22 protein-coding genes are annotated in these 22324 nt (G+C 63.0%); 18 read left to right on the forward strand and 4 right to left on the reverse strand.

Going from position 1 to position 22324, the window contains the following annotated elements; translation table 11 throughout:
* Nucleotides 1-38 precede the first annotated feature (38 nt).
* Together CLU88_RS21480 and CLU88_RS21485 are read right to left on the reverse strand one after the other, a co-directional pair.
* Nucleotides 39-593, reverse strand: a complete 555-nt coding sequence (locus CLU88_RS21480; RefSeq protein WP_099658343.1) for a hypothetical protein — start codon at nt 591-593, stop codon at nt 39-41.
* A gap of 57 nt (nt 594-650) precedes the next feature.
* Nucleotides 651-1151 (reverse strand): hypothetical protein, encoded by a 501-nt coding sequence (locus tag CLU88_RS21485; RefSeq protein ID WP_099658344.1) that lies wholly within the window; start codon nt 1149-1151, stop codon nt 651-653.
* 76 nt (nt 1152-1227) lie between these two features.
* Between CLU88_RS21485 and CLU88_RS21490 the strand changes: the two genes are divergently transcribed.
* Entirely contained in the window at nt 1228-1500 is a 273-nt protein-coding gene (locus CLU88_RS21490; protein ID WP_099658345.1) for a YdaS family helix-turn-helix protein, read from the forward strand.
* A 116-nt stretch (nt 1501-1616) separates the two neighbouring features.
* Here CLU88_RS21490 and CLU88_RS21495 read toward each other — a convergent pair whose 3' ends face one another.
* A complete protein-coding gene (locus CLU88_RS21495; RefSeq protein WP_143226061.1) occupies nt 1617-1910 on the reverse strand; it encodes a TPM domain-containing protein in 294 nt (97 codons plus the stop codon).
* Between the two features lie 168 nt (nt 1911-2078).
* Between CLU88_RS21495 and CLU88_RS21500 the strand changes: the two genes are divergently transcribed.
* The 16 genes from CLU88_RS21500 (at nt 2079) to CLU88_RS21575 (ending at nt 18183) form a co-directional block, all read left to right on the forward strand.
* On the forward strand, nt 2079-2474 hold the full coding sequence (locus CLU88_RS21500; RefSeq protein WP_099658347.1) for a hypothetical protein: 396 nt from the start codon (nt 2079-2081) through the stop codon (nt 2472-2474).
* A 2-nt stretch (nt 2475-2476) separates the two neighbouring features.
* Complete coding sequence (locus tag CLU88_RS21505; RefSeq protein ID WP_099658348.1) at nt 2477-3547, forward strand: toprim domain-containing protein; 1071 nt, start codon at nt 2477-2479, stop codon at nt 3545-3547.
* Nucleotides 3540-5243: a DUF5906 domain-containing protein gene (locus CLU88_RS21510; protein WP_199173486.1), complete on the forward strand. Its 1704-nt coding sequence runs from the start codon at nt 3540-3542 to the stop codon at nt 5241-5243. The genes CLU88_RS21505 and CLU88_RS21510 overlap by 8 nt, the downstream gene beginning before the upstream one ends.
* 479 nt (nt 5244-5722) lie before the next feature.
* The gene (locus CLU88_RS21515; RefSeq protein WP_143226062.1) at nt 5723-6280 is read left to right on the forward strand and encodes a hypothetical protein; all 558 of its coding nucleotides are present in this window, start codon (nt 5723-5725) and stop codon (nt 6278-6280) included.
* Nucleotides 6280-8085 (forward strand): DNA cytosine methyltransferase, encoded by a 1806-nt coding sequence (locus tag CLU88_RS21520; RefSeq protein ID WP_099658350.1) that lies wholly within the window; start codon nt 6280-6282, stop codon nt 8083-8085. The genes CLU88_RS21515 and CLU88_RS21520 overlap by 1 nt, the downstream gene beginning before the upstream one ends.
* The gene (locus CLU88_RS21525; RefSeq protein ID WP_099658351.1) at nt 8082-10157 is read left to right on the forward strand and encodes a phage terminase large subunit family protein; all 2076 of its coding nucleotides are present in this window, start codon (nt 8082-8084) and stop codon (nt 10155-10157) included. Before CLU88_RS21520 ends, CLU88_RS21525 begins: the two co-directional genes overlap by 4 nt.
* Nucleotides 10154-10675 (forward strand): hypothetical protein, encoded by a 522-nt coding sequence (locus CLU88_RS21530; RefSeq protein WP_199173487.1) that lies wholly within the window; start codon nt 10154-10156, stop codon nt 10673-10675. The genes CLU88_RS21525 and CLU88_RS21530 overlap by 4 nt, the downstream gene beginning before the upstream one ends.
* 204 nt (nt 10676-10879) lie before the next feature.
* Nucleotides 10880-11626, forward strand: a complete 747-nt coding sequence (locus CLU88_RS21535; RefSeq protein ID WP_099658352.1) for a hypothetical protein — start codon at nt 10880-10882, stop codon at nt 11624-11626.
* Nucleotides 11623-11862: a hypothetical protein gene (locus tag CLU88_RS21540; RefSeq protein ID WP_099658353.1), complete on the forward strand. Its 240-nt coding sequence runs from the start codon at nt 11623-11625 to the stop codon at nt 11860-11862. Before CLU88_RS21535 ends, CLU88_RS21540 begins: the two co-directional genes overlap by 4 nt.
* Before the next feature lie 3 nt (nt 11863-11865).
* Nucleotides 11866-13503 carry a phage portal protein gene (locus tag CLU88_RS21545; protein WP_099658354.1) on the forward strand — a complete coding sequence of 546 codons (1638 nt, stop codon included), beginning with the start codon at nt 11866-11868 and terminating at the stop codon, nt 13501-13503.
* Complete coding sequence (locus CLU88_RS21550) at nt 13500-13823, forward strand: hypothetical protein (protein WP_099658355.1); 324 nt, start codon at nt 13500-13502, stop codon at nt 13821-13823. Before CLU88_RS21545 ends, CLU88_RS21550 begins: the two co-directional genes overlap by 4 nt.
* A 4-nt stretch (nt 13824-13827) precedes the next feature.
* A complete protein-coding gene (locus CLU88_RS21555; RefSeq protein WP_099658356.1) occupies nt 13828-15195 on the forward strand; it encodes a S49 family peptidase in 1368 nt (455 codons plus the stop codon).
* Between the two features lie 45 nt (nt 15196-15240).
* Complete coding sequence (locus CLU88_RS21560; RefSeq protein WP_099658357.1) at nt 15241-15609, forward strand: capsid cement protein; 369 nt, start codon at nt 15241-15243, stop codon at nt 15607-15609.
* A gap of 39 nt (nt 15610-15648) precedes the next feature.
* Nucleotides 15649-16587, forward strand: a complete 939-nt coding sequence (locus CLU88_RS21565) for a major capsid protein (RefSeq protein WP_099658358.1) — start codon at nt 15649-15651, stop codon at nt 16585-16587.
* A gap of 2 nt (nt 16588-16589) precedes the next feature.
* Nucleotides 16590-17333 (forward strand): hypothetical protein, encoded by a 744-nt coding sequence (locus tag CLU88_RS21570; RefSeq protein ID WP_099658359.1) that lies wholly within the window; start codon nt 16590-16592, stop codon nt 17331-17333.
* Between the two features lie 70 nt (nt 17334-17403).
* On the forward strand, nt 17404-18183 hold the full coding sequence (locus CLU88_RS21575) for a hypothetical protein (protein WP_143226063.1): 780 nt from the start codon (nt 17404-17406) through the stop codon (nt 18181-18183).
* A gap of 2 nt (nt 18184-18185) precedes the next feature.
* On the opposite strand, the gene CLU88_RS21580 is transcribed toward CLU88_RS21575, so the two are convergent.
* Nucleotides 18186-18368 (reverse strand): hypothetical protein, encoded by a 183-nt coding sequence (locus CLU88_RS21580; protein ID WP_143226064.1) that lies wholly within the window; start codon nt 18366-18368, stop codon nt 18186-18188.
* Nucleotides 18369-18380: 12 nt separating this feature from the next.
* Between CLU88_RS21580 and CLU88_RS21585 the strand changes: the two genes are divergently transcribed.
* Nucleotides 18381-22322 (forward strand): tape measure protein, encoded by a 3942-nt coding sequence (locus tag CLU88_RS21585; protein ID WP_099658362.1) that lies wholly within the window; start codon nt 18381-18383, stop codon nt 22320-22322.
* Nucleotides 22323-22324: the final 2 nt, after the last annotated feature.

Genomic DNA, 22324 nt, shown 5'->3' on the forward strand with positions numbered 1-22324 from the left:
TATCTCAATTGACAAGCATCGCTATCCTATGTGAGCGTTTAAGGTGTTGGGCAGGCGCTTCTCGCGGCTTTGTAGTTGTCGATGTGTGGTTTTGCTTCGTCAAACTTCGACGCCGCGATGACGTTGCCCAGCTTGCCTGTATTTGCCATGAAATCTAGATAGCCCTCCAGCATGAGTTCCATGCCCTTGATCAGTTCGGTCTTGCCCGCAGCCAAGCATGGCGGGACGGTGAGGGCCGTTGCGTCTCGCTTGATGGCTTGGAGATTAGCGATAGGGGTTGAGAGAGACATGCGCGATGTGCTGGTGGCAATGGTGACTGCATCGTCCCATCGAGACATCACGTCATCTGCACTCTTGAGTGCTGTAGATAGGATGTCCTTGGCCTTTGCCTCTTCTGCGGCTTTCTTGAGGGCTTCGCGCTCCTGGTCGGCGCGGTTTTGTTGAGCCTTCAAGTCGGCTTCGCGCTGTGCCTGCTGTGTGGTCGCAGCTTTGCGCGATTCGTTTTTGTACACCGTGAGCCCGATACCGAGCACTAGCAACACGGCAATGATCAACAGTGTTTTGCCTGTTTGATTTTCATGTTTCCTCTGCATTCGCCCCTCCACGGCTATGAAACTTTGGAAAAGGGATTATCTGAGCAGAAGGTCGTGTCAGGCTCCTTGAATCTTTCCCCGCTTGCTGGCTTCGATGTACATGCCCCTGACTATGGCGTCGATTTCAGCCCGTGACTCGGGGCTGATGATTGCGTATTCCGCTGGGGTTAGGCTGCTGAACGGCCATGCGCTGCGTGGCGCTGGGGCTTCTGTCGCGCGGCTGATCGGTATGGGCGCGTTGGCGTGTGAATCACCGTTTGGCTCCCGCAGATAGCTGGCGGGCAGGACGAGCGAGCTGGTCTCGCGGACGACGTCGGCCAAGCGAGGGCTGAAGGCATCGATCTTCACTTTCAGTGCCTTGGCGAGTTTGGCTGCGGCTTCAAGGTTGAGCGGACGGTGGCCGCTGACGATCTGCCAGAGGAACCCTTTGGAGCCAACCCCTGCCGCTGCGGCAAGCGTCTGCTGGCTGAACTCACTGGCGTCAATCAGTCGGCGCAGTGCTTCCCCCTCCGAAGTTCGGATGTGATCGGGGACAACTTCTTTCGTGCTCTCAGCCATGGACAGCAATGCTATTCATGCAATTGGATAGCATGGCTTGCCGTTTAACGAATAGCAACGCTATACTGCAAGCCCTATGAGCAAACTCAAAGCCTATTTCAGCGCGGAACGCGGTCGTGCTACAGCCATGGCAAGGGGCTGCGAAGCATCGGTTGCATTCTTGAGGGCGATTGCCGATGGCAAGCGTCCATGTCCCCACAAGCTGGCCGTCAAGATCGAGACGTTCACGCAAGGCGAGGTGTCTCGCCGCGACCTTTTCCCCGACGACTGGCATGAAAACTGGCCTGAGCTGGTCGAGGTCTATGCGCGAGCGGACGCCGAGGTGCTGGAGGATGCCGCCCATGCGTAGCACCACCCGCCGCCGCCTGGCGCAGTGCGCCAGTTGCACCGAGGCCGCTGTTGCGCAGCGACTGGCGGATGCTTTCGCCGGCTGGTGCGCCTCGCGGTGCCGGTACGTGGATGCCGTTATGGGGCCTTCACCGCAGCCTTGTGCAGGTCGATCAGGATGGTTTCCAGGGCTGTCTCGCCCGACTTTTCGGCAGCCTTCGCCATTGCCGCCAAGTCTTTGGCAAACGCTTGTTGCTCTTGTGGCGGCAGTCTGCGCACGGTTGCAAAGACCAGCGCGCCGAGGGCGCTGACGATGGCATTCGCTGTTTCGGCTGTCAGCGACTGGGTGTTGTCGTTCGATGCGCTCATGTGTTCCTTCAATTCCTTCAATGGTTCTTTTCGATTCAAGGGCGTAAGCGGCCCCTGGGTCATTTTCCGCCACGTGGCCGCTCTCAGCGGTAGCTGTGCTCTCCGTTCCTTCCTTCCTCCCTCCTTGGGTGGCGCGGCTGGCGGCTTTTTCTTCCTGGGGTTGGTTCGTGTGGGGCATGGCTCCATTTTTGACGCCCCCATTTGATAACCAGTGATATCGGGTGATAACAGATGAAATCAGCAGTTATCAAGCGCCTGCCAGCGGGCGCCGCCAGCAATGAGCAGCAGCTCACTTTGTCATTTGAGCCGGGCATCAGCGACCGCTATGGCTCGTTGCGCGAGTGCATTGCCACGGGCGTGTACCAGCGCGGGCTCAAGCGCGTGTCCATCGATCTGGACCAGGCGCCCAGCAATTTGAGCGTGCAGCTCAGCGACGATCCGTCGCGGCACTTCAGCGTGGACAACCTGGAGCGCTATGTGGCGCACACGGGCGATCTTGTACCCATCTATTACTTGGTGGAGAAGTTCATCAAGCCCCGCGACGGGCGCCAAGAGGCTGCGTTGTCACAGTTGCCTGCTGTGGCGGAGCAGCTGCAGGCCCTGCTGAAGCAAGCGGGGATGGCTTGAGCGTGGATAACGAGCAGCAGGTTCTCTTGCAGATGGCCCAGTTTGGTATCGAGCTGCGCCAGGGCCGCGATCTGCCCTTGAAGCTGAACACGAAGAAGAGCGTGACATGCGGCAAGGGTGGCAAGGATTGGTACAAGCTCTACACCTTTGAGCGCGACCGCGCCAAAGGCGGCGGGGTGTACATCGTTGGCACCTTTGGCACCTATCGGCACGGTGGGGCCTCGCAAAAGGTTGATGTCGAGTGGGCGCCCCTCTCCCCCGAGGAGCGCGCACGCCGGGCAGAGGAGCTGCGCGCGCAACGCGCTAAGGCAGCAGCCGAGCGGAAGGCAGAGGTTGCTAACGCAATGGCAGAGGCTATTGATGTGTGGCGCCGGGGTGTGAAGGATGGCCACTCGCCCTACCTGGAGCGCAAGGGCGTGAAGGGCGAGGCCTGCCGCTATCTGGCCGAGCCCTTTGTGCTGCGCTGGACGGGTGAGCCGGGCGAGGATGACACAGTGGTGTTCCTGCCCTCGGGCACGGTGTTGGTGCCGCTGCTGCGGTACGACTTGCCCCGTGAGGAGGCGCTGCGGTCGCTCCAGTTCATTCGGCCCGATGGGGCCAAGATTTATCAGCGGGGGATGGATAAGCCCGGATGCTGCCTGCGCCTGGGCGAAGTCAATGCCGATGCGACTCCGCTTCTGTTGGTGGTGGAGGGGTATGCCACCGGGCTGACGGCCCGGGCGGCTATCGACGGCAAGTACCCGGTGTTTGTGGCCCTGGACGCTGGCAACTTGGCGCACGTGGTGCCGTTGCTGCGCAAGCTGTACCCCTTCACCCGCATCCTTATCCTGGCCGACGACGACTGGATGACCCGTGACAAGGTGTCGGGCGAGTTGACGAACCCAGGCCGTTATGCCGCAAGGGCTGTGGCCCGCAAGGTTGAGGGGGCAGATTTGGTGTGGCCCATCTTCAAGCACGCGACCCGGCAGGAAAAGGACACCGACTTCAACGATCTGCAGGCGCGCGAGGGCCTTGATGCTGTGCGCAAGCAGCTGTCTGGCGTCGTCACGATGATGGCGAGGCGCTATGGCTGAGACAACGCCAGACAGCGGGCCACTGGGCGGGGCGGTAGAGCCCGCACCGACTGCAAGCGAAGCATTGCAGTCGCACGTTGCCCCCGGCGCGCAAGCGCCGCACGATAGCTCTGTCGTTCGCGTCGACTTTGGCGCAGGCAAGGGGCAGGGCGGTGAAAGCGCGTCTGCAACCGGGGCCGAAGGCCCTGTCTCGCCCGCTCCCCCCCTCCCCCAAAGTAGCGCAGCTGCGCGCATGTCGGGGGATGGGGGTGGTGACCTCGGTGGCGATTCTGAGCCGCCAGATGACGCTGGCGACGATGGCAAGCCGGTGCAGGGCCGCAAGAAGGAAAAGACCATCGACTGGGGGAAGTTCAACCACCTGGTCGAGCACTTTGTGCTGATCTACGGCACGGACACAGTGTGGGACGGGTCTGAGCGCCTGCAGATGAAGATCGCCAACATGGGCCACGCCCATGGCGCCGATATGGTTCGCATGTGGAAGACCAGCGAACGGCGGCGCACTGTGCGGCTGGATGACGTGGTGTTTGACCCCACTATGAAGTGCGACCCAGAGACAACCGTCAATCTCTACGACGGTATGGCCATGGTGCCCAAAGAAGGCAATGTGGACCCGATCCTTGACCTGGTGCGCTATCTCACCAGCCGCGCGGCAGAGTACGAGGCAGAGTGCGACGAGATCATGCATTGGCTGCTGTGCTGGCTGGCTTACCCCCTGCAGCACCCCGGCGCCAAGCTGCGCACAGCGGTGGTGATGCATGGGGATGAGGGCGCCGGTAAGAACCTCCTGTTCGACATCATGGTGGACATCTACGGGAAGTATGGCGCCCTGGTCGGCCAGGATGAGCTGGAAGACAAGTTCAACGACTGGCGCAGCTGCAAGATGTTTGTTGTGGGCGATGAGGTGTCAAGCCGCGCTGAGCTGGTGCACAACAAGAACCGGCTGAAGGCGCTGATCACTTCGCCCACGGTGCAGATCAACCCGAAGAACCTGGCTCGGCGGGAAGAGAAGAACCAGATGAATATCGTGTTCCTCTCGAATGAGCTGCAGCCGCTCGCACTGGACAACTCTGACCGGCGCTATCTGGTGGTGTACACGCCCCGGGCCAAAGACCCTGAGTACTACCGCAGCCTGGGCGAGTGGCGTGACAGCGGGGGCGCAGAGGCGTTTTATCACTTCCTGCTGACATACCCGCTGGATGGCTTCCACCCTTACTCGCCCGCCCCAATGACTGCGGCGAAGGTGGCGCTGATCGAGATCAACCGCAAGAGCCCTGAGCAGTTTTGGGCTGAATGGTCTGCTGGTGAGCTGGATCTGCCCTACCAGGCCTGTGCGGTGGATCAGGCGTATTCGGCCTACCTGAAGTGGTGCCAGCGCACGGGTGACCGCTACCCATTCAAGCGCAACCAGTTCACGCCCACGCTGACCCGGTTCTCCGAGGGGCAGGGCAAGCAAGCCCGTACCAAGGCGATGAACGTCACCAAGCCCGGCGAAGCGAAGAAGACCACCCGAATGCTGCTGGTGTCTGAGCCGGTGCTGCGCAAGCCCGATGCCGGGCCTGACGACGTAGCTATGACGGAAGGGGAGTGGGCCAGCAGCTCGGTCAGTGACTTCGCAATTGCACTGCGCAAGTACATCGGCTATGGCTCGGGCTCCCCCTCCCACGATGGCAGTGATGCAGATGGAGGTGATGCATGAGCGCCCACGGAGTTACACGGTTACGCATGCGCGTAACGCTGAAAGCTAGCACTGGCGCGGGTAGTTACGCGATTACGCAGTTACGCGACACATGCGTGTGCGTATGTGTGCAGGCATGCAGGCGGGCGCATGTGTGCGTGCATACATGTGTGTGCGTGTGCAGCGTAACCGCGTAATCGCGTAACTCGCTAGGCGTGGCGCGGGTTGTGGTGTTACGCGTGCGCATAACCGCGTAACTCGGTTTGTTCTTTTTGAAAGAAGAAAGGAAAAGGAAATGGGAATGGAATGGTTCAAGCAAGGTCGGGCTGCTGCTGGTTGGAAAGCCCAGACCACCGTGGGGCCCCACCCCCCAGTAGGTACTCCCGGAGCACTTCCCCGTGGGGGTAATTCGACCCCCGTGCGCGCGCTAGTCGTTGGCGCTGGGAAAAGTCCGGGATTTAGTCCGGTTTCGGGGGCGTAGTCCGATGGCAGTCCGGCTTTTGAGCAAGGCAGCCTATGCGCGGCATCGCGGGTGCGATGAGAAGGCGGTGCGCAAGGCTATCGCCGAGGGGCGAATCAGCACCATCGACGGGAAGATCGACCCCGATGTCGCGGACATCCAGTGGGCTAAGAACACCCGCGCCCGCGCCGATAGCAAGCGCACGGCGGGGGGCGATGCAATTGACGCCGGGTCCCCCTTGCTCGATGGCGAAACGCGCTCCAGCGGCCCGGATTCCGCGCCCGGTGCGCCAGCAAGCCCGGGATATGCCGACTACCGAGCAATGCGCGAGAAGGCCGACGCCGAAATGGCCGTGCGCGCAAACCTCAGAGACCAAGGCTTGCTGGTCGGGCGCGCTGACGTCCAGCGCGGCATCTTCGATGCGGTGCGCGCCTTCCGCGATGCCGTGATGGTCATCGGCCAGCGTGCCGCACCTCGATGCATCGGACTTGCCGACTCCCGTGAGATCGAGCACGTCATCGTTGATGAAACCCGCAAGGCGCTGGAGGGCTTCGAGGCCCGCATGGCTGCGCTTTTGCCCAACAAGGAAACTACCTGATGCAGAACCCTCAATTCATCCTGGGCCTGGACGATGAGCTGCTGGTCGATGAGTTCGCCTGCGGCGGCGGAATGTCCGAAGCCATCGAGCAGGCCACTGGTCGCCATGTCGATATCGCCGTCAACCACGATGAAGACGCCTGCAGCATGCACGCGGCCAATCATCCCCAGACCGAGCACCACTGGAAGGATGTGTTCGAGGTATGTCCGCGCCGGGCTACCAAGGGCCGCGCCGTTGGGTTGTTGCACCTCTCGCCCGATTGCACCCACCACAGTCAGGCCCGGGGCGGCCAGCCGCGCAGCAAAAAGCTGCGCGGCCTGGCCTGGATCGGGGTGCGATGGGCTGGAGTGAAGCGCCCGCGCATCATCACGCTGGAGAACGTCAAGCAGATCCTCCAGTGGGGTCCGCTGATTGCCAAGCGCTGCCCGAAGACGGGCCGGGTTGTGAAGCTCGACGGCACCGTGGCCGCCGATGGGGAGCGCGTGCCAGTACAGCAGCAGCACCTGGTGCCAGACCCTCGGCACGCGGGCCGCACCTGGCGTGCGTTTGTGCGGGCGCTGGAGCGCCTGGGCTACGCTGTCGAGGCCCGTGTGCTGTGCGCTGCCGACTACGGCGCTCCCACCACCCGCAGCCGCCTGTTCATGGTGGCCCGCTGCGACGGTGCCCCAATCGTCTGGCCCGACCCGACCCACTTCAAGAACCCAGCCAAGGGTCAGAAGCGCTGGCGCTCTGCCGCTGAGTGCATCGACTGGAGCATCCCAGGCAAAAGCATCTTTGAGCGCGACAAGCCGCTTGCCGACGCCACGCTGCGCCGGGTCGCACACGGCATGAAGCGGTACGTCCTGGACAGCGCCGACCCGTTCATCGTGCAGATCGCCAACTGGTCGCGCGATGGTGTCACCAGTGCCCGCGACCCGCTCTCAACCGTCACAGCCTGGCCGCGCGGTGGGTCGCATGCGGTGGTAGCCCCGGTGATGGTCCAAGCAGGCCACGGCCAGGGAACCCCCGATGCCCCCCGCTGGAGCCATGGCAACAAGAGTGTGCGCGACCCCGTGGGCACGGTCACTGCCAGCGGCGGCGGCCAGGCCGTGGCCCTTGGCACGCTGGTGCAGATGGGCTACGGCGAACGCGAAGGCCAGGCGCCGCGCGCCCTCGATGCGCGCCAGCCCTTGGGCACCGTGGTGGGGGCTGGAAAATTCGCCGCCGTCACTGCGTTTGTCGAGCAGGCCAATGGCGGCTTCAATGCCACCCCGGCCCGCGATGCGCGTGATCCCCTTTCCACAAGCACCGCCACGGGATCGCAGCAGCGCGTGGTGACAGCTCACCTCGCCACCCTGCGCCAGAACTGTGTTGGACAAGACGCCCGCGACCCTGTTCCAACAATGACTGCGGGCGGGGAACACCACGCGCTGATCGAGTACACGCTGTCAGCAGAGGCAGAAGAGGGCGCCCTGCGCTGCGCAGCTTTCCTGATCCGCTACTACGGTCAGGGGGGGCAACTGGGCGACATGCGCGAACCGATGGCTACCAGTACCACAAAGGATCGACTCGCCCTGGTGACAGTCTGGCTGCGGGGAACGCCCTATGTGATCGTGGATATTCAATTGCGCATGCTCACGCCCCGCGAGCTGTACAACGCCAACGGCTTTCCAAAGACATACATCATCGACCGGGGCCACGATGGGCGCGTCTTCAGCAAGTCCACCCAGGTTCGCATGTGTGGCAACGCTGTGCCACCGCCTCTGGGGCGTGCGGTGATCGAAGCGAACTGGAACAGCAAGGTTCCGATGAGGAAGGCCGCATGAACCTGGCAGACGGTCACGAACTCGTCATTCGCGCCGCCATCGAGGCAGCGCGCCCCGACCCCGAGCTGCGCGTGGACGAATGGGCCGAGAAGTTCATGGTTTTGCCCAAGAGCGGCCCCCAGCCCGGGCCGTTTCGCTTCGACCGCAGCTACCCGGCGCGGCGTGTGCATCAGGTGTTGTCCCCCAGTCATCCCTGCAAGCGGGTGGTGGCAAAGGTGGCCTCGCAAATGTTCAAGACGCAGACCGCTTTGAACTGGATCGGCGCGCTGATGCACCGTAGGCCACGCAACATCCTGGCACTGGAACCCACCGACACCCTGGTCAAGCGGTTCTCGGCCCGGGTCAGCACCATGATCCGCAACGTGCCCGAGTTGCGCGAGCGTGTGGCTGCAGCCAAAAGCCGCGACAGCCGCAACACCGTGCAGGCCAAGGACTTCCTCGGCGACGCCACCTTGTACATGAACACTTCGGGCTCTGCGGCCAATCTGGCCGAGGTCTCTGCGCCCTACATCTACGGGGACGAGATCGACAGCATGGAGCTGAATGTCGATGGCGAAGGCGATCCGGTCGATCTAGCCGAGGCGCGCGCTACGCAGTACGCCAATGACTGCAAATTTTTCTACACCAGCAGCCCCAAGACCGAAGGCTTTAGCAAGATCGACGAGTTGTTTGCCATGGGTACGCAAGAGCAGTACCACGTGCCGTGCCCGCACTGCAGCCACCTGCATGTGCTGGAACTTGCCAACTTCCATTTCCAGCGTGACCCGGATACAGGCTACATGGACCGCGCCTGGTTTGTGTGCCCCGAATGCGGTAGCGAGATTGATGAGCACCACAAGACCATGATGCTGCGCGACGTGGAGGCCGGAGGCCTAGCGCGCTGGGTGGCTACGTCGAAGGGCGATGGTACGACTATTAGCTTCACCATGTCGGCGTTCTACATGCCCGTGGGCGCCATCACTTGGCTGGACCTTGCTCGCCAATACGCTAATGCAAAAAATCGACTGGCACGCGGTGATCATGACGGCATGATGGTGTTCTACAACACCCGCCTGGGCTTGAGCTACAAGAACAGCGAATCTACAACCACCGCCAAGCAACTGCAGGACCGGGCCGAAGCCAACCCGCCCCGCGTCATCCCTGCTCAGGCCCTGGTGGTCACGATGGCAACCGACACCCAAGATACCCGACTGGAGGTGCAGCTCGAAGCCTGGGGCCCTGGCATGGAGCACTGGGTGCTCGACTACATCGTGCTGCCTGGACTGCCCTCGGATTCGCCCGAGGACCCCAATAGTGTGTGGGCGCGGCTGGACGAAATCCGGCGCACTCCATTGCTGCATGCCAGTGGACGCGCCATCAAGATCAGCGCCGACAGCATTGACGCGGGCGGTCACCACACGCAGGACGTTTACAACTACGGTGCCGCCCGCGCGCACTTGGGCTGCACGGTGATTGGCGGCTCACCACGGCCCAACAGGCCCATCATCAGCAACTCGCCCAGCAAGGTGGACATCGACTGGGGCGGCGCCAAGCGACCGGGCGGGGTAGAGCGCTGGATGGTGGGTACTGATGTGGCGAAGGACCATCTGTTCAACCGCTTTCACTTGGTCGAAGGGCCAGGGGCAATGCACTTTCACGACAAGCTGCCGACAGAGTGGTTTGAAGGCCTCGTGGTGGAGCAGCCGCGTACAAGGCACGTCAAGGGGCGGGCCGTGCGTGAGTGGATCAAACCCAACGGCGCCCGTAATGAGCCGCTCGACCTGTCCGTTTACAACCTTGCCACTGCCTACCGCCTGGGACTGCACAAGTGGAGCGCACTCGACTGGCAGAGGCTGCGCGACAAGCTCATCCCGCCCACTGGCGATCTGTTCGCGCCACCTGCTGCGCCTGCATTGCCACCCCCGGCACCCGTTGCGACCGTCGCAGCCACCGTCCAGACGTCTGTACGGTCTGCCGAAGCGCCAGCACAACCGCCGCCCACACCTGTTTCCAGCCCTGCACCAGCACCCGCGCCGATCATCAATCGCGCCCCACCAGGGGGGCGCCGTATTCTTTCAAGGGGGATTTCATGACAGACAACAACCACTACGACACCGAAGCCATGCGCCTTGCAGCCCCCGCGCCGCAGCAGCACGGCCCCGAGGCGCCGCCCGAGCTGAGCGAGGAGCAGCGCGATCTCGATGACCTGTGCGAACGGTGGGTTAACTGGAAGGCCACGCGCCGCCTGTTCGGCCCGCCACCCACGATGGGCAGTGTGCTGGGCCAGCTCAGCGGCACACGCACCCGCCCGCTCAAGCAGGGCGGGCCTGACGCCATCTGCAGTGCGGAACTTGCCGCATTGCACGTTGCCTACACCTGCCAGCCCGACGCGCTCGACAAACGGGTGTTTGACCTGTACTACATCCACCGCGTGGCCCCCATCAAGGCGGCGGCTGCAGCGCTTGGCATCGGGCGCCAGCACTTCTATGCGGTGCTGGGAGACTTCCGCAAGCGCATACACGCAGCATCGAAGCACATCCTGGCCGAAGAAGAAGGGCGGCTGTCTAACATGCAGCACGCACGGGCGGCACGTAGCGCACTGGAGGAGTGAGCGTCAAGCGCTTTTTTGTCGCCTGTGGAGGCGACACTTTAGCGCTCGACGGCACCCGACAAAATGGCCCAAAATTCACCCTAAATCAGGTAAGTCTCAAAAGTCCGTCACCTGTTACCAACACCCCACCGCAGCAAGCGCAAGTGGTATCGCCCCCGGTCTCCGCAAGGAGCCGGGGGTTTTGTTTTGGAGTTTCAGAAACCCATGTTGACCATCCGCCGCAGCGGCCCCACGCTCGCAGAAATCGCCGCCGATATGCGCAGCGTGCCTGTCCGCATGGTGCCCTATGCCGCCGCTACGGCGCTCACCCGCTGTGCCCAGTACGCGCAACGCACCGAGCTGCCCGCAGAAATGCGCCGGGTGTTCTCCAGCCCTGTGGCCTACACCCTCAACTCGCTGCGCATTGAGCCAGCGACCAAGGACGCATTGAGTGCCCGGGTGATGGTCAAGGACACAGGCACCGGCAGTGGCGTGGCGCAAGAAAAGTTCCTGCAGCCTGAAGTGGAAGGTGGCGTTCGCGGCCACAAGCGCATGGAAAACGCCATGCGTTACAGCGGTGTGCTGCGTGGCGATCAGTACGCTATGCCAGGGGCGGGTTTGTCACTGGACGCCAACGGCAACGTTAAAGGCGCAGAGGTACGAACCATCCTTAATTCCCTGAAGGGGATTCGGGGTGGCGTTGGGGCCAAGGGGCAACGTGCAGGCCGGGGTAGCAAACTCGCCAACGACCTGTTCGTCGGCAAGCCCAATGGTGGCAACCGCCCAGACGGCATTTGGCGCCGCGAGGGCAAGCGCATTCGCGCGCTGTTCGTTTTCACTTCGGACGCTCCTAACTACAGCAGCCGCTTCGACTTCTCTGGCGTGGTGCAACGTGTGGCGCTGGAGCGCTTTCGTCCTGAGTTTGAAAAAGCTGTGGCTGCAATGCAGTCGCGCGGGGGGTCTTGGGCATGAGCACACTCACCATCGAGCAGTGGCGCGAGCGCCTGGCTGGCTACATCGCTTCCGAAAAGCGCATCCTTGAATCGCAGGAATATGCAGTGGGGCAGGGCGGCACCGCCCGCCGTAACCGCCGCGCGGACCTGGATGCGGTTCAGGCAGGCATTCGCGAGTGCAACTCCGAGATCGCCAAGCTCGAAACGGCGGCCAATCCTCAAGTCCGACGCGTGTTTCGCCTGCGTCCCTTCTAAGCCATGAGAGTTCATCCAATTGACCGCGCTATTGCAGCGGTAGCGCCAGCCTGGGCGGCCAAACGCGTGCAGGCCCGCGTGCAGCTTGCTGCTGTGTCGGCGTTGCCAGATCCCACCGCTGTGCAAGCGTCCGACGACAGCACGGGCGGCAACGCTCCCGGCTTCGCGCGCCGCTTCTGGAACGCCGTGGCCCGCGATGCCCGCAGCGACACTCTGCGCAAGCTGCCCACGCAGCGCGCCCAGTCGCGCGAACTGGCGCGCACCTCGCCCATTGCAGTGGGGGCCATCAACACCAACATCGACCGCGTGGTCGGCACGGGCCTGGCGTTGAGCATGCAGCCCGCGCTGAAAGTGCTGGGATGGACGCCTGAGCAAGCCATCGAGTGGAAAGCGCTGGTACAGCGTGAGTTCAGCCTCTGGGCTGACAGCACTGACTGCGATATCGAGCAGCAACTCAATTTTTACCAGCTCCAGGCCTTGGTGTTGCGCGCTACGCTGGAAAGCGGCGATTGCTTCACCCTGCTGCCCGATGGCGACCGCACTGCCACCCAGCCCTATGCCCTTCGCTTGCAGGTGCTGGAGGCCGAGCGCGTGGGCAACCCGCTGGGTCAGATGGACACAGCAACCATGGCGGGCGGCGTCAAGCTCACCCCCAGCGGCGCACCGCTGGCGTACCACCTCTACGACCAGCACCCCGGCAGCTACCTGCCCGCAGCGGGCAGCAGCATTTTTGCCGGGCAGTGGGTAGAGCGCCTGGGCCGCAGTGGCCGCCGCCGCATGCTGCACCACTTCCGCAAGTTGCGGCCAGGCATGCCACGCGGTGTGCCGTACCTGGCCCCTATCATCGACTGCGTCAAGCAGATCTCGCGCTACACCGAAGCCGAGATCATGGCCGCAGTCATCACGGCCTACCTAACCGTATTCATCGAAACGCCCAATGGCAACGCCGCGCCCGTTTTTGACGGTCAGGCCGCTGTGGCGCAGCAACAGGACGTCGGACTGGGTATGGGAAGCGTGGTGGGCCTGGCACCGGGTGAAACGGCCAAGATGGTCAACCCCGGCCGCCCCAACCCCAACTTTGGCCCCTTCATCGACGCTGTTGTCAAGCAGATGGGCATCGCTCTGGGCCTGCCCTATGAGCTGCTGGTCAAGCAGTTCAACGCCAGCTACAGCGCCAGCAAGGCCGCGCTGCTCGATGCCTGGGTCTACTTCCGCAGCGTGCGCTACTGGCTTTCGCAGAGCTTCTGTCAGCCGGTGTTTGAGACATGGATGGCCGAGGCCGTCGCCATCGGTCGCGTGCCAGCCCTCGGCTTCTTCAGCGACCCCATCCTGCGCTGGGCATACACGCGTGCAGCCTGGCCCGGCGACAGCATGGGCAGCATCAACCCCAAGGACGAAGTGGCCGCCTACGTGGCCGCTATCGAAGCGCGCTTGCTCACCGGCGAGCGTGCCGAGTGGGAGCTGTTCGGCAGCGACTGGAATGACACCTACGCCCAAAAGCTGATGGAGCACGAGCGCCTGAACAAAGACGGCATGGCCCCAACGCCCAAGGCTGGGGCCGCTGCGCCGCAGCCCGCGCCAAAGCCCGAAGGCAAGCCTGCACCTGACGCACCACCTACCAACGAAGAAGACGCCCAATGAGCAGCAGCGATTTCACACCCCTGGTCGAAGCCCACCATCGTCGCCGCGTGGCGTTCGACCCCACCATCAACCTCGGCCACGTGCTCACTTTTGTTGGCTTCCTGATCACCGGCTTCTCTGCGTACAGCGCACTCGACAAGCGCGTAACGCTTATCGAGTCGCAGTCCGCGACAGTGGTAGAGCGCACGCGTGAGCAGGACTTGCGCCTCAAAGACACCTTGGCTGAGATCAAGGGCGACGTGAAAGAACTGCAGCGCTCGGTGAACGACGTCAACCGCAATCTCAGCAGCACGCCCACGGCGTCGCCCACACGGAAGTGACCCCATGACCTTGCGAGACCTCATCCTCGGCGCCTGGGCCATTGAGCCCGACATGCTGCGCGAGCTGCAGTCCATCTATGCCACGCACCTGCGCGGCGACAAGATCGACATCGCAGCCATCGAAGCCCGCTTGGGGCGTCCACTGGCGCATGAACAGCAGGACTACTCGCTGGAGCCCGGGGGCGTAGCCCTTTTGCGCTTGTCAGGCGTCATGTCGCCAAAGGCCAATCTCTTCATGCGCGTCAGCGGTGGCATCAGCACCCAGCTCGCCAGCCAACAGATCGAAAGCGCGGCTGTAGATCCTCGCGTACGCGGCATCGTCGTTGCGCTCGACACGCCAGGCGGCAACGTGGTGGGCGTGCCCGAGATGGGCGACGCAGTGCTCTGGGCGGCATCGCAAAAGCCGCTGGTTGTACACACCGACAACCAGCTCTGCAGCGCTGGCTACTGGGTAGGAAGTGCCGCCAACGCTATTTACATCAGCGGCCCTATGGTCACTGTGGGCAGCATTGGCGTGGTGGTTGACCGTGAATACGACCCCCAGTCTCGCTACCGCACTGAAAGCATAACGGCAGGCAAATACAAGCGCCTCGCCAATGCAGCCGAGCCGCTGTCTGCCGAAGCCCGCGCCGTGGTGCAGGCCGATGTGGACTATGTGTACACGCTGTTTGTCGACGCCGTAGCCGCCAACCGTGGCGTCTCGGCAGATCAAGTCCTGGAGCACATGGCCGATGGCCGCGTGTTCCGTGGTCAGCAGGCGCAAAACGCTGGGCTCGTGGACGGTGTTTCCACGCTCGACGACTTGCTGCAGGCGATGGCCACAGACCCCGCCCAATTTGCCGCGCGCCGCAAGGCCGTGTTCAAAGCTGCGGCGATCCTTCCGTCCCCAAGCGCCGGTGCCGCGCCCAAAGACACAACCTCAACCCGTGAAAAGGAACCCACCATGCCCGGTGAAAACCAAGCTCCCATCACGCGTGCGTCTTTCGAGCAGGACCACGCGCCACTCTTCGCGCAGTTGCGCGGTGAGTTCACCACCCTCGGCGCTACGCAAGAGCGCGACCGCATCCAGGCTGTACTGGCCGTTGGCGACGGCCTGCCCGGCCACGAGAAGCTGCTCGCCACCCTGGCCTTCGACGGCAAGACCACCGCCGCTGATGCCAGCATGTCCGTGCTCGCCGCTGAAAAGAACCAGCGCGCCGCTGCAGCCAGTGCCCATGCCAGCGATGCGCCGACTGCAGCCAAGCCCAGCGCCACGCCGCCCGATCAGGGCGAAAAGACCAAGGACCAACAGGTCGCTGAAGCCCAGGCTCACGCCAAAGCCAAGGGCATTGATCTGGTGGCCGCCCTCAAGGAACTGGGCTTCGCGCGCTAACGCGCAGGCCCGTCCGTAACCCGCAACGAACAGGAGAACACAGCCATGTCTGGCAACTTCCCCCTTCTCACACTCACCGTCGCCGCAGCTGGTCTGCTGGAGGCCAATCGCTTCATCACCCAGGCGGGGGCCTATCCGGCAGCAGGTGCCGCTGCTTTCGGCGTCACGCGCACCAGCGCTGCGGCTGCAGGCGATCTCGTGCCTGCGGATGTGCAGGGCACTACCACCGTGGAGACCGGTGCCGCCGTGACCAAAGACGCAGCCCTCATGGTCGATGCCGCTGGCCGCGTGGTGCCGCTCACCGTGGGCAGCAAGTCCCCTGTGGCCCGTGCGCTGGAGCCCGCTGGCGCAGCTGGTGCCCTCATTGAGGTGCTGCTGGTCCCCAGCGCGGGCCTCGTTTCGCCAGCGTCCTGACCGGCGCGCCCCTCCATTCTCAACTTCAGGAGCATCCTCATGCCTCAACAAACTCCAGGCCAAGCTCGGTCCGTTGACGCCATCCTCACCGCTGTTGCGCGCGGATACCGCAGTCCCAAGGCGGCCGTTGCCAACGTGCTGTTTCCGATCATCCCAGTCGGCCTGCGTGGTGGCCGCATCATCAGCTTTGGCCCTGACGATTTCAAGCTGGTGAGCACCGCTCGCGCCCCTGGCGCCAACACGAAGCGCGTGCAGTTTGGCTATGCAAGCGAACCTTATGCGCTGGTTGATCACCGCCTCGAAGGTGTTGCGCCCAACGAAATCACCGAAGAAGCGCAAAACGGTCCGGGCATTGACGCATCCAGCAATGCTGTTCGCCGCGTGCAGAACACCATGGCTCTGGAGCGCGAAAAGCTCGCCGCCGATCTGGCGCGTGATGAAGCCCGCTACAGCGCGTCGAACAAGGAAACATTGAGCGGCACAAGCCAGTGGAGCAACGCGGGCAGCGATCCGTTCACTGACATCATGGACGGCAAGGAAATCATCCGCTCCAAAACAGGTGAGCGTCCCAATGTGCTGACGTTGGGCCCAAAGGTGCTCACATCGCTCCGCACCCACCCCAAGGTGCTTGATCGCCTCTCTACTTCCACCGACCGCCCACCAGCAACCATCCAGCAGCTGCAAGCCCTTTTTGAGCTGCAGCAGATCGTGGAAGGCGAAGCCGTTTATCACGACGGCACGCAGTTCCTGGACGTGTGGGGCAAAGACGCCATCTTGGCCTTCACCACCCCCGCCAGCATGCAAGAGATGGGCTCGCCCAGCTACGGCTACACCTACCAGCTGGAAGGCCGCCCGATGGTGGAAGAAGGCTACGAAGACCGCAACGCCAACAGCTGGATCTACCCAGTGACAGACGCCTATCAGCCCGTGCTGCCTGGTGCCTCTGCAGGCTTCCTGTTCAAGAACGCGGTGGCCTGATCATGCCGAAGTACACCGTATGCACCCCCATCAAACATGATGGGAAGAAGTACGCGGTGGGCGCCTCCATCGACCTGAGCAAGGCTGAATTCGATGCGCTCCCTGACGGCACGGCAGAGCAGCCCCGTGCAGGCGACTCAGCCGCCCGCAAGGCGGCTGAAAAGGCCGAAGCTGATCCCCTGGCTGCTGAGCAGGCCGAGGCCAACCGCAAGGCCGCTGAGCAGTCTGGCGCTGGCAACGGCGGCACGCAGGGCTGCGGAGATGGAGGCGCTGCTCGGCAGCGTGTCGCCATGAGCACGCTCAAGCCCGATACCTTGCCGCAGGGCGCCCCGTTTGCCATCGGCTCGGCCATTGTCTATGCATTGCGTGCCGACCCCGCACTGTCAGGCGTCACGGTGCTGGACAACCCCAAGCGCGCCAGCGACCTGCAGACGGGTGCACGCATCGTCTTTTTCGAGGACCAGGCCGACAAGCTCATCGAGCAGCCGGGCCAGTCGGCCAAGCGCACTTACAGCTTCACGGTGGGGGTTATCAACCGCACCGAGAGCGACCGCAGTGGCGCCCATGCTGACTACCGGGCCGCAAAGCGGGCCGTGCGCAATTGCCTGCCAGCGATTAATGCGCTGGTGCGCTTGGACGCGCGTGGTCTGGTAGAGGGCGATGTGCTTTACCGCCTTGAGAACCTCGACGTGGGAGGCGGCCTTGTGCTCGGCCTGTTCACGGTCGATTACCGCGATCCGGGCTGACGCCTGTATCGAATCAACCAACCCGAAGCCCGCCTCTGTGCGGGCTTCTTCGTTTCTGAAGGAAATGACCATGACTACTACCGCACGTGCCGTCTTGGCCGCAGGCCTGGTGAAGCTGAACCTGTGGAATACCGTTACGCAGGCCTACAACGGCTTCGGCGATGAACTTGACGCCGACAAGTTCGAGATCAAACCCAACTTCGAGGAAAAGATCAGCGAGTCCCGGTCGCATAAGGACTACGGTCAAGCCCGGGCCAGTGTGGTCCTGCCCAAGCCCACAGAGCTGACCATTGAGTTGGCTGCCGCAACTGTGCAAGCCCTCGCCATGCAGTTCCAGGGCCTGGTGCAGAACCTAACGCAAGCGTCCGGCAGCTTTGCAAATCAAGACTTCACGCTCACTGCTCTGGACCAGTGGTTGCCGTTGGGCAAGCGTTCTATCAGTGATTCTGGCTTTGAATTCAAGAACGCCGCTGGAACAGTTACCTATGACCTCGGCACCCACTACGAAATGAACTGGCTGCGCGGACTGGTGCGCTTTCACTCGACTGCGGCTGGGGCGCCCGTTGCAGCGGCAGTGCTCAAGCTCTCAGGTGCATACGGGGCAGTGGATGGGAAGAAGATTCTGGGCGGGCGTGTTACCCAGGTGCGTTGCCAGGCGCAATTTGACGGCCAGAACATGGTGGACGGCTCGCCCGTAGAAGCAGACGTGCACGAGTGCGTGCTGGGCTCCAACAACGGGTTCGACTTCCTGGGCTCCGACTTCTCCAGCATCACGCTGAGCGGAAAAATCGTCACGCCCCCCGGCAAAACAGAAGGCTACGAAATCCGCCTGCCTGGCGCGTCCACCTGACGTTAGCCGCGCCGTCCAGACGTCTGTACGGCGCCCATCAGCAACAACACGGGCCATCCCACCACAACGGTGGCGATGGCCCCGCCGCCCAGCGCCATCAGGCGCTCTGAATCCACCAGCAGGCCCAGCAGGGCCAGCGGAATGCCAGCGCCCACCAGGGCGAAGCACCAAACCAAACCTTTCATTTCATCCTCCAAATGGCCGATCCCAAGATCAAATACGACATCGAAGCCGCCGTCAAGGGCGAAGCCGATGCCGAGCAGCTTGCCAAGACGCTGCGTGGGGTCGGTGACGTCCTCGAAGGCGATCTGCAAGAAGGTGCTCTTGCTGCGGCCCAGGCGCTGGAGTCGCTGGCGTCAAAGCAGCGCGCTATCGATACGTTTTCTGCGCTCAAGCGTGAAACGAAAGATCTGGAAGGCGCTCTCACCAAAGCCACCGCACAGGTGGATCGCCTGGGCACTGAGCTGCCCCAGGCGACATCCAGCACCCAGGCGCTCGTCGCGGCTGAGCGTAGTGCGGCCACCGCCCTGGAGCAAGCCCGCGCCAGCCTGCAGAGCAAGCGCGATGCCCTCAAAACCGTGCGCGAAGAGACACAGGGCGCGGCTCGCCGTAGCGACGAATACAAAACCACGGTCGCAGGCCTGAAGGATGGCATCAAAGCCGCCACCGCCGAGATCAAGGCCCAGCAAGACACGCTGCGCACCACAGGGCAAGCCACAACCCAGGCGCAGAACGCAGAGGCGGCACTGCGTAAGGAATACGAGTTGGCCATCGGCTCATCGGTGCGCTTGAGCACCGAGTTGGGCAACAAGCGCCGCGCGTTGTCTGAGACGCGCGAGATCATGCAGTCCGTGGGTGTCAGCACCAGCAACCTGGCGCAGTCTGAAGCGACCCTGAAGGCCGCAGTGGCCCAAGTGCGGCAAGAGGTCGCCACCATGGCGCCCGCCTACCAGTCCGCCGCCGCTGCATCCAGTCAGTCCACACAGGTGCAGGCACAGAATCAGCGCACGCTGCGTGAAGGTATGACCTCCATCAGCACCCAATTGCAGCGCATCCAGCAGATCGCAACGGCAGCGCTCGGGGGCAGCTACGTTGGGGGTTTGGCAAAGTCGGTGGCAGAGACCGCCGACGAGTTCCGCAACCTCGAAGCCCGCGTGAAGCTGGCGACTGGTGAAGGGCCGCAGTTCACCAAGTCCTTTGGCGAAGTGCAGCGCATTGCGCTGTCTACAAACAGTGCATTGGACGAAACCGGCACTTTGTTCGCGCGGCTCACCAAGGCATCCCAAGAGGGCGGTCTCGCGGCAGTGGCTGCTCAACAGCGCGCCCTTGGGTTGACCCAGACCATCAACCAGGCCATCCAGTTGTCCGGTGGCTCTGCTGAGTCCTCAAAAGCCGCGATCACCCAGTTGGTCCAGGGTTTGCAGGGTGGTGCCTTGCGTGGCGATGAGTTCAACAGCGTGATGGAGCAATCGCCCCGCCTGGCTCAGGCAATGGCGGATGGCCTGGGGGTAACCACAGGCGAGCTGCGTAAATTGGCAGAGCAGGGCGCCCTGACCTCCGAGACCGTCATGCGGGCCTTGGAGGGCCAGGCCGATGCAGTTGCCGGCGAGTTTGGCAAGCTGCCCGCAACTGTGGGCCGTGCGCTGCAGAATTTGAGTAGCCAGTGGACTATCTACGTCGGCAACGCCGACAAGGGCCTACTCAGCTCGGCCAATGCTGCCAAGGTCATCAATGCGCTGGCGTCGAATCTCGACACAGTCGTGAGCACGCTCACAGCCGCAGGCAAGGCCTGGGCTGCGATCAAGATTGCTGGGTTGGTCGCAGACTTTGCCAAGTGGGCCACGAGCACCATGGCTGCGACCAAGGCGGTCGAAGCCAACACTGTAGCGACGGCTTCAAACACCGCCGCCCAGCGCGTGAACGCCACGGCGCAGGCCCAGACAGCAACGGCACAGGCTGCCAACACTGCAGCCACTACCGCCAACACAGCAGCCCGCGCAGCCAATGCCAAGGCCTGGGGCGACATCGGCGCGTTTGCCCGTGCGGGTGCCGCAGCGCAGGCCACAGCCACAGCAGCCACTACCGCCAGCACAGCGGCCCTTGCGGCAAACACCGCCGCCGCAGCGCGGGGCGGCATCGTGTGGCGCAGTGCTTCGGCACTGATGGGGCCTTGGGGCATTGCAGTGGCTGCGCTCACTCCTGAGATTCTCAGCCTGACCCGCGCGCTTGGTGAGCAGACCGCCAAGGCCATGGGCTGGGGCAAGGTGATGGAAGAGGCCGAAGCCAAGCTGCGCCAAGCCGATGAAGCCGCCAAGATTCACGCAGAGACCCTGCGGCGCCAGGCACTGCTGTACGAAGAGGCCCGCAACCGCTCCTTTGATCTGACGAACCAGTCCAAAGGCCTGATCGCCGAGTTCGACAAGCTGACGAAGGCAGGCGAATCGTCCAGCGCGGCCATTGCAAAGATCGGCAAGGACTTCGACCCCAGCACGACACAGGGCATCCGCGACATGTCGGGGGCGCTCGACAAGCTGGCCGCAGACGGCAAGATCTCTGCCGACCAGGTCAAACAAGCCTGGATCACAGCCCTGGACGGTCAAGACCTCGCAAAGTTTGAAGTGCTCGCACGCAATGCGTTTGCCGCTGCGGGGCAAGAGGCCCAAAAGCTCAGCATTCAGATCCGCCAGGCCGTTGACTCTGGTGCATCGCCCGAGGTGGTAGCTGAACTGCAAAAGCGTCTACAGGCCGCCATGTCTGTAGCGGCGCGTGAGGGTGAGCGCGTGGCCCAGATGATGGACACCGTGCTGAACGCTGCAGTGGCGCGTACGGGTGTGGAGTTCTCTGCGCTTGAGGGGCGCATTAGCGCGACGTCACGCTCGGCTATCAATGACCTTGACACCATCATCGGGGGCCTTGACCGATTGAAGGCACAAGGGCTTGATGCTGGCCGCGCCCTTGAGGCCAGCTTCGTCAAAGCCCTGGACACAGCCGACAGCCAGCGTGCGGTCGATGAAGTGCGCTCGCGCATTGAAGGCCTGCGCCGCCAGCTGGGCGACAAGGTTGCAGACGGCCTGCTGGATCAAGCCAAGCAGAAGACCATTGAACTGAGCGAGGCCCTCGACAAAGCCAAGCCAGGCATCAACAGCATTGCCGAGGCCATGAAGCAGCTCGGCATCACATCAGACGCATCGCTCAAAGACACCGCCGCGCAGGCCCGCGTGTCTTACGACGCAATGGCGCAGAGTGGCAAGGCCAGCGCACGCGAGATGTCTGACGCGTTCAAGGTGGCGGCAGAGGCTGCGATCAAGGCGAACAACGGCATTCCTCCGTCTTGGGTCACCGCCCAGGCATCGACGCGCGGCTACAAACTCGAAGTCGATGATGCGGGCCGCACAACGCTCGAAGCAATGAAGCGTGCTGGCGATTCCATCGGTGGGGTCGAGAGCGCCCACCGCAGCGCTGCCGGTGCTGCCAGAGATCAGGTGGGGGCTGTGCAGTCCCTGGCATCTGCATACACCGACGCCGCAGCCAAAGCCCAGGCCGCAAACGGCCAGTTTCTAGATGCTGCTCTGACCCAAAAGAACGCGGACACCTCGGCATCGAGCATCACAAACAAGAAGGCCAGCGAGTCTCAGTTCGCATGGACACGCTCAACCATCATCGATTACCTGACCCAGGCCGGGGTCGATGACATCGTTGCCGAGCAAGCGTCCAAGCAGTTCTTGAACAGTCGCGGTGGCGTTGACTATGAAGCATCCTCCGCGCAAAAGCGCTGGGCGGGGGACTTTGGAACGCTTGCCGAGGCCCTCGGAAAAGTCGCTGAGTTCTACAAATACGACGAGAGCGGAAAGCACGAAGCTGCCTACATCATCGAGCAGGACAAGAAGAACAAGGAAGCGGCGGACAAGAACAAGTCGCCCGCCAGTCCTGCCCCATCGCCCACACCATCACCGGCGCCCACACCCTCGAATGGCTCGGGCTCCGGCAGCAATCCCATCACCCGCGTCGTCAACGTCTACATCGGCAACAGCACCCCCTACAGCGTGCCAACCAATGAAGACGGCCAAAAGAGCATCGAGGCCATAGCCCGCGAAGTGCTCCGCTTGCTGGAACTGCAGCGCAACCAACTGGGCTACTGAAC

It is taken from the genome of Acidovorax sp. 56 (assembly GCF_002749705.1).
Lineage (GTDB): Bacteria > Pseudomonadota > Gammaproteobacteria > Burkholderiales > Burkholderiaceae_C > Acidovorax.

What these genes read in the sequence shown, in the direction of transcription:
- CLU88_RS21480 (WP_099658343.1), bottom strand. Translation starts at nt 593, where the DNA reads ATGCAGAGGAAACATGAAAATCAAACAGGCAAAACACTGTTGATCATT.
- CLU88_RS21485 (WP_099658344.1), bottom strand. Translation starts at nt 1,151, where the DNA reads ATGGCTGAGAGCACGAAAGAAGTTGTCCCCGATCACATCCGAACTTCG.
- CLU88_RS21490 (WP_099658345.1), top strand. Translation starts at nt 1,228, where the DNA reads ATGAGCAAACTCAAAGCCTATTTCAGCGCGGAACGCGGTCGTGCTACA.
- CLU88_RS21495 (WP_143226061.1), bottom strand. Translation starts at nt 1,910, where the DNA reads ATGACCCAGGGGCCGCTTACGCCCTTGAATCGAAAAGAACCATTGAAG.
- CLU88_RS21500 (WP_099658347.1), top strand. Translation starts at nt 2,079, where the DNA reads ATGAAATCAGCAGTTATCAAGCGCCTGCCAGCGGGCGCCGCCAGCAAT.
- CLU88_RS21510 (WP_199173486.1), top strand. Translation starts at nt 3,540, where the DNA reads ATGGCTGAGACAACGCCAGACAGCGGGCCACTGGGCGGGGCGGTAGAG.
- CLU88_RS21520 (WP_099658350.1), top strand. Translation starts at nt 6,280, where the DNA reads ATGCAGAACCCTCAATTCATCCTGGGCCTGGACGATGAGCTGCTGGTC.
- CLU88_RS21525 (WP_099658351.1), top strand. Translation starts at nt 8,082, where the DNA reads ATGAACCTGGCAGACGGTCACGAACTCGTCATTCGCGCCGCCATCGAG.
- CLU88_RS21530 (WP_199173487.1), top strand. Translation starts at nt 10,154, where the DNA reads ATGACAGACAACAACCACTACGACACCGAAGCCATGCGCCTTGCAGCC.
- CLU88_RS21535 (WP_099658352.1), top strand. Translation starts at nt 10,880, where the DNA reads ATGTTGACCATCCGCCGCAGCGGCCCCACGCTCGCAGAAATCGCCGCC.
- CLU88_RS21540 (WP_099658353.1), top strand. Translation starts at nt 11,623, where the DNA reads ATGAGCACACTCACCATCGAGCAGTGGCGCGAGCGCCTGGCTGGCTAC.
- CLU88_RS21545 (WP_099658354.1), top strand. Translation starts at nt 11,866, where the DNA reads ATGAGAGTTCATCCAATTGACCGCGCTATTGCAGCGGTAGCGCCAGCC.
- CLU88_RS21550 (WP_099658355.1), top strand. Translation starts at nt 13,500, where the DNA reads ATGAGCAGCAGCGATTTCACACCCCTGGTCGAAGCCCACCATCGTCGC.
- CLU88_RS21555 (WP_099658356.1), top strand. Translation starts at nt 13,828, where the DNA reads ATGACCTTGCGAGACCTCATCCTCGGCGCCTGGGCCATTGAGCCCGAC.
- CLU88_RS21560 (WP_099658357.1), top strand. Translation starts at nt 15,241, where the DNA reads ATGTCTGGCAACTTCCCCCTTCTCACACTCACCGTCGCCGCAGCTGGT.
- CLU88_RS21565 (WP_099658358.1), top strand. Translation starts at nt 15,649, where the DNA reads ATGCCTCAACAAACTCCAGGCCAAGCTCGGTCCGTTGACGCCATCCTC.
- CLU88_RS21570 (WP_099658359.1), top strand. Translation starts at nt 16,590, where the DNA reads ATGCCGAAGTACACCGTATGCACCCCCATCAAACATGATGGGAAGAAG.
- CLU88_RS21575 (WP_143226063.1), top strand. Translation starts at nt 17,404, where the DNA reads ATGACTACTACCGCACGTGCCGTCTTGGCCGCAGGCCTGGTGAAGCTG.
- CLU88_RS21580 (WP_143226064.1), bottom strand. Translation starts at nt 18,368, where the DNA reads ATGAAAGGTTTGGTTTGGTGCTTCGCCCTGGTGGGCGCTGGCATTCCG.
- CLU88_RS21585 (WP_099658362.1), top strand. Translation starts at nt 18,381, where the DNA reads ATGGCCGATCCCAAGATCAAATACGACATCGAAGCCGCCGTCAAGGGC.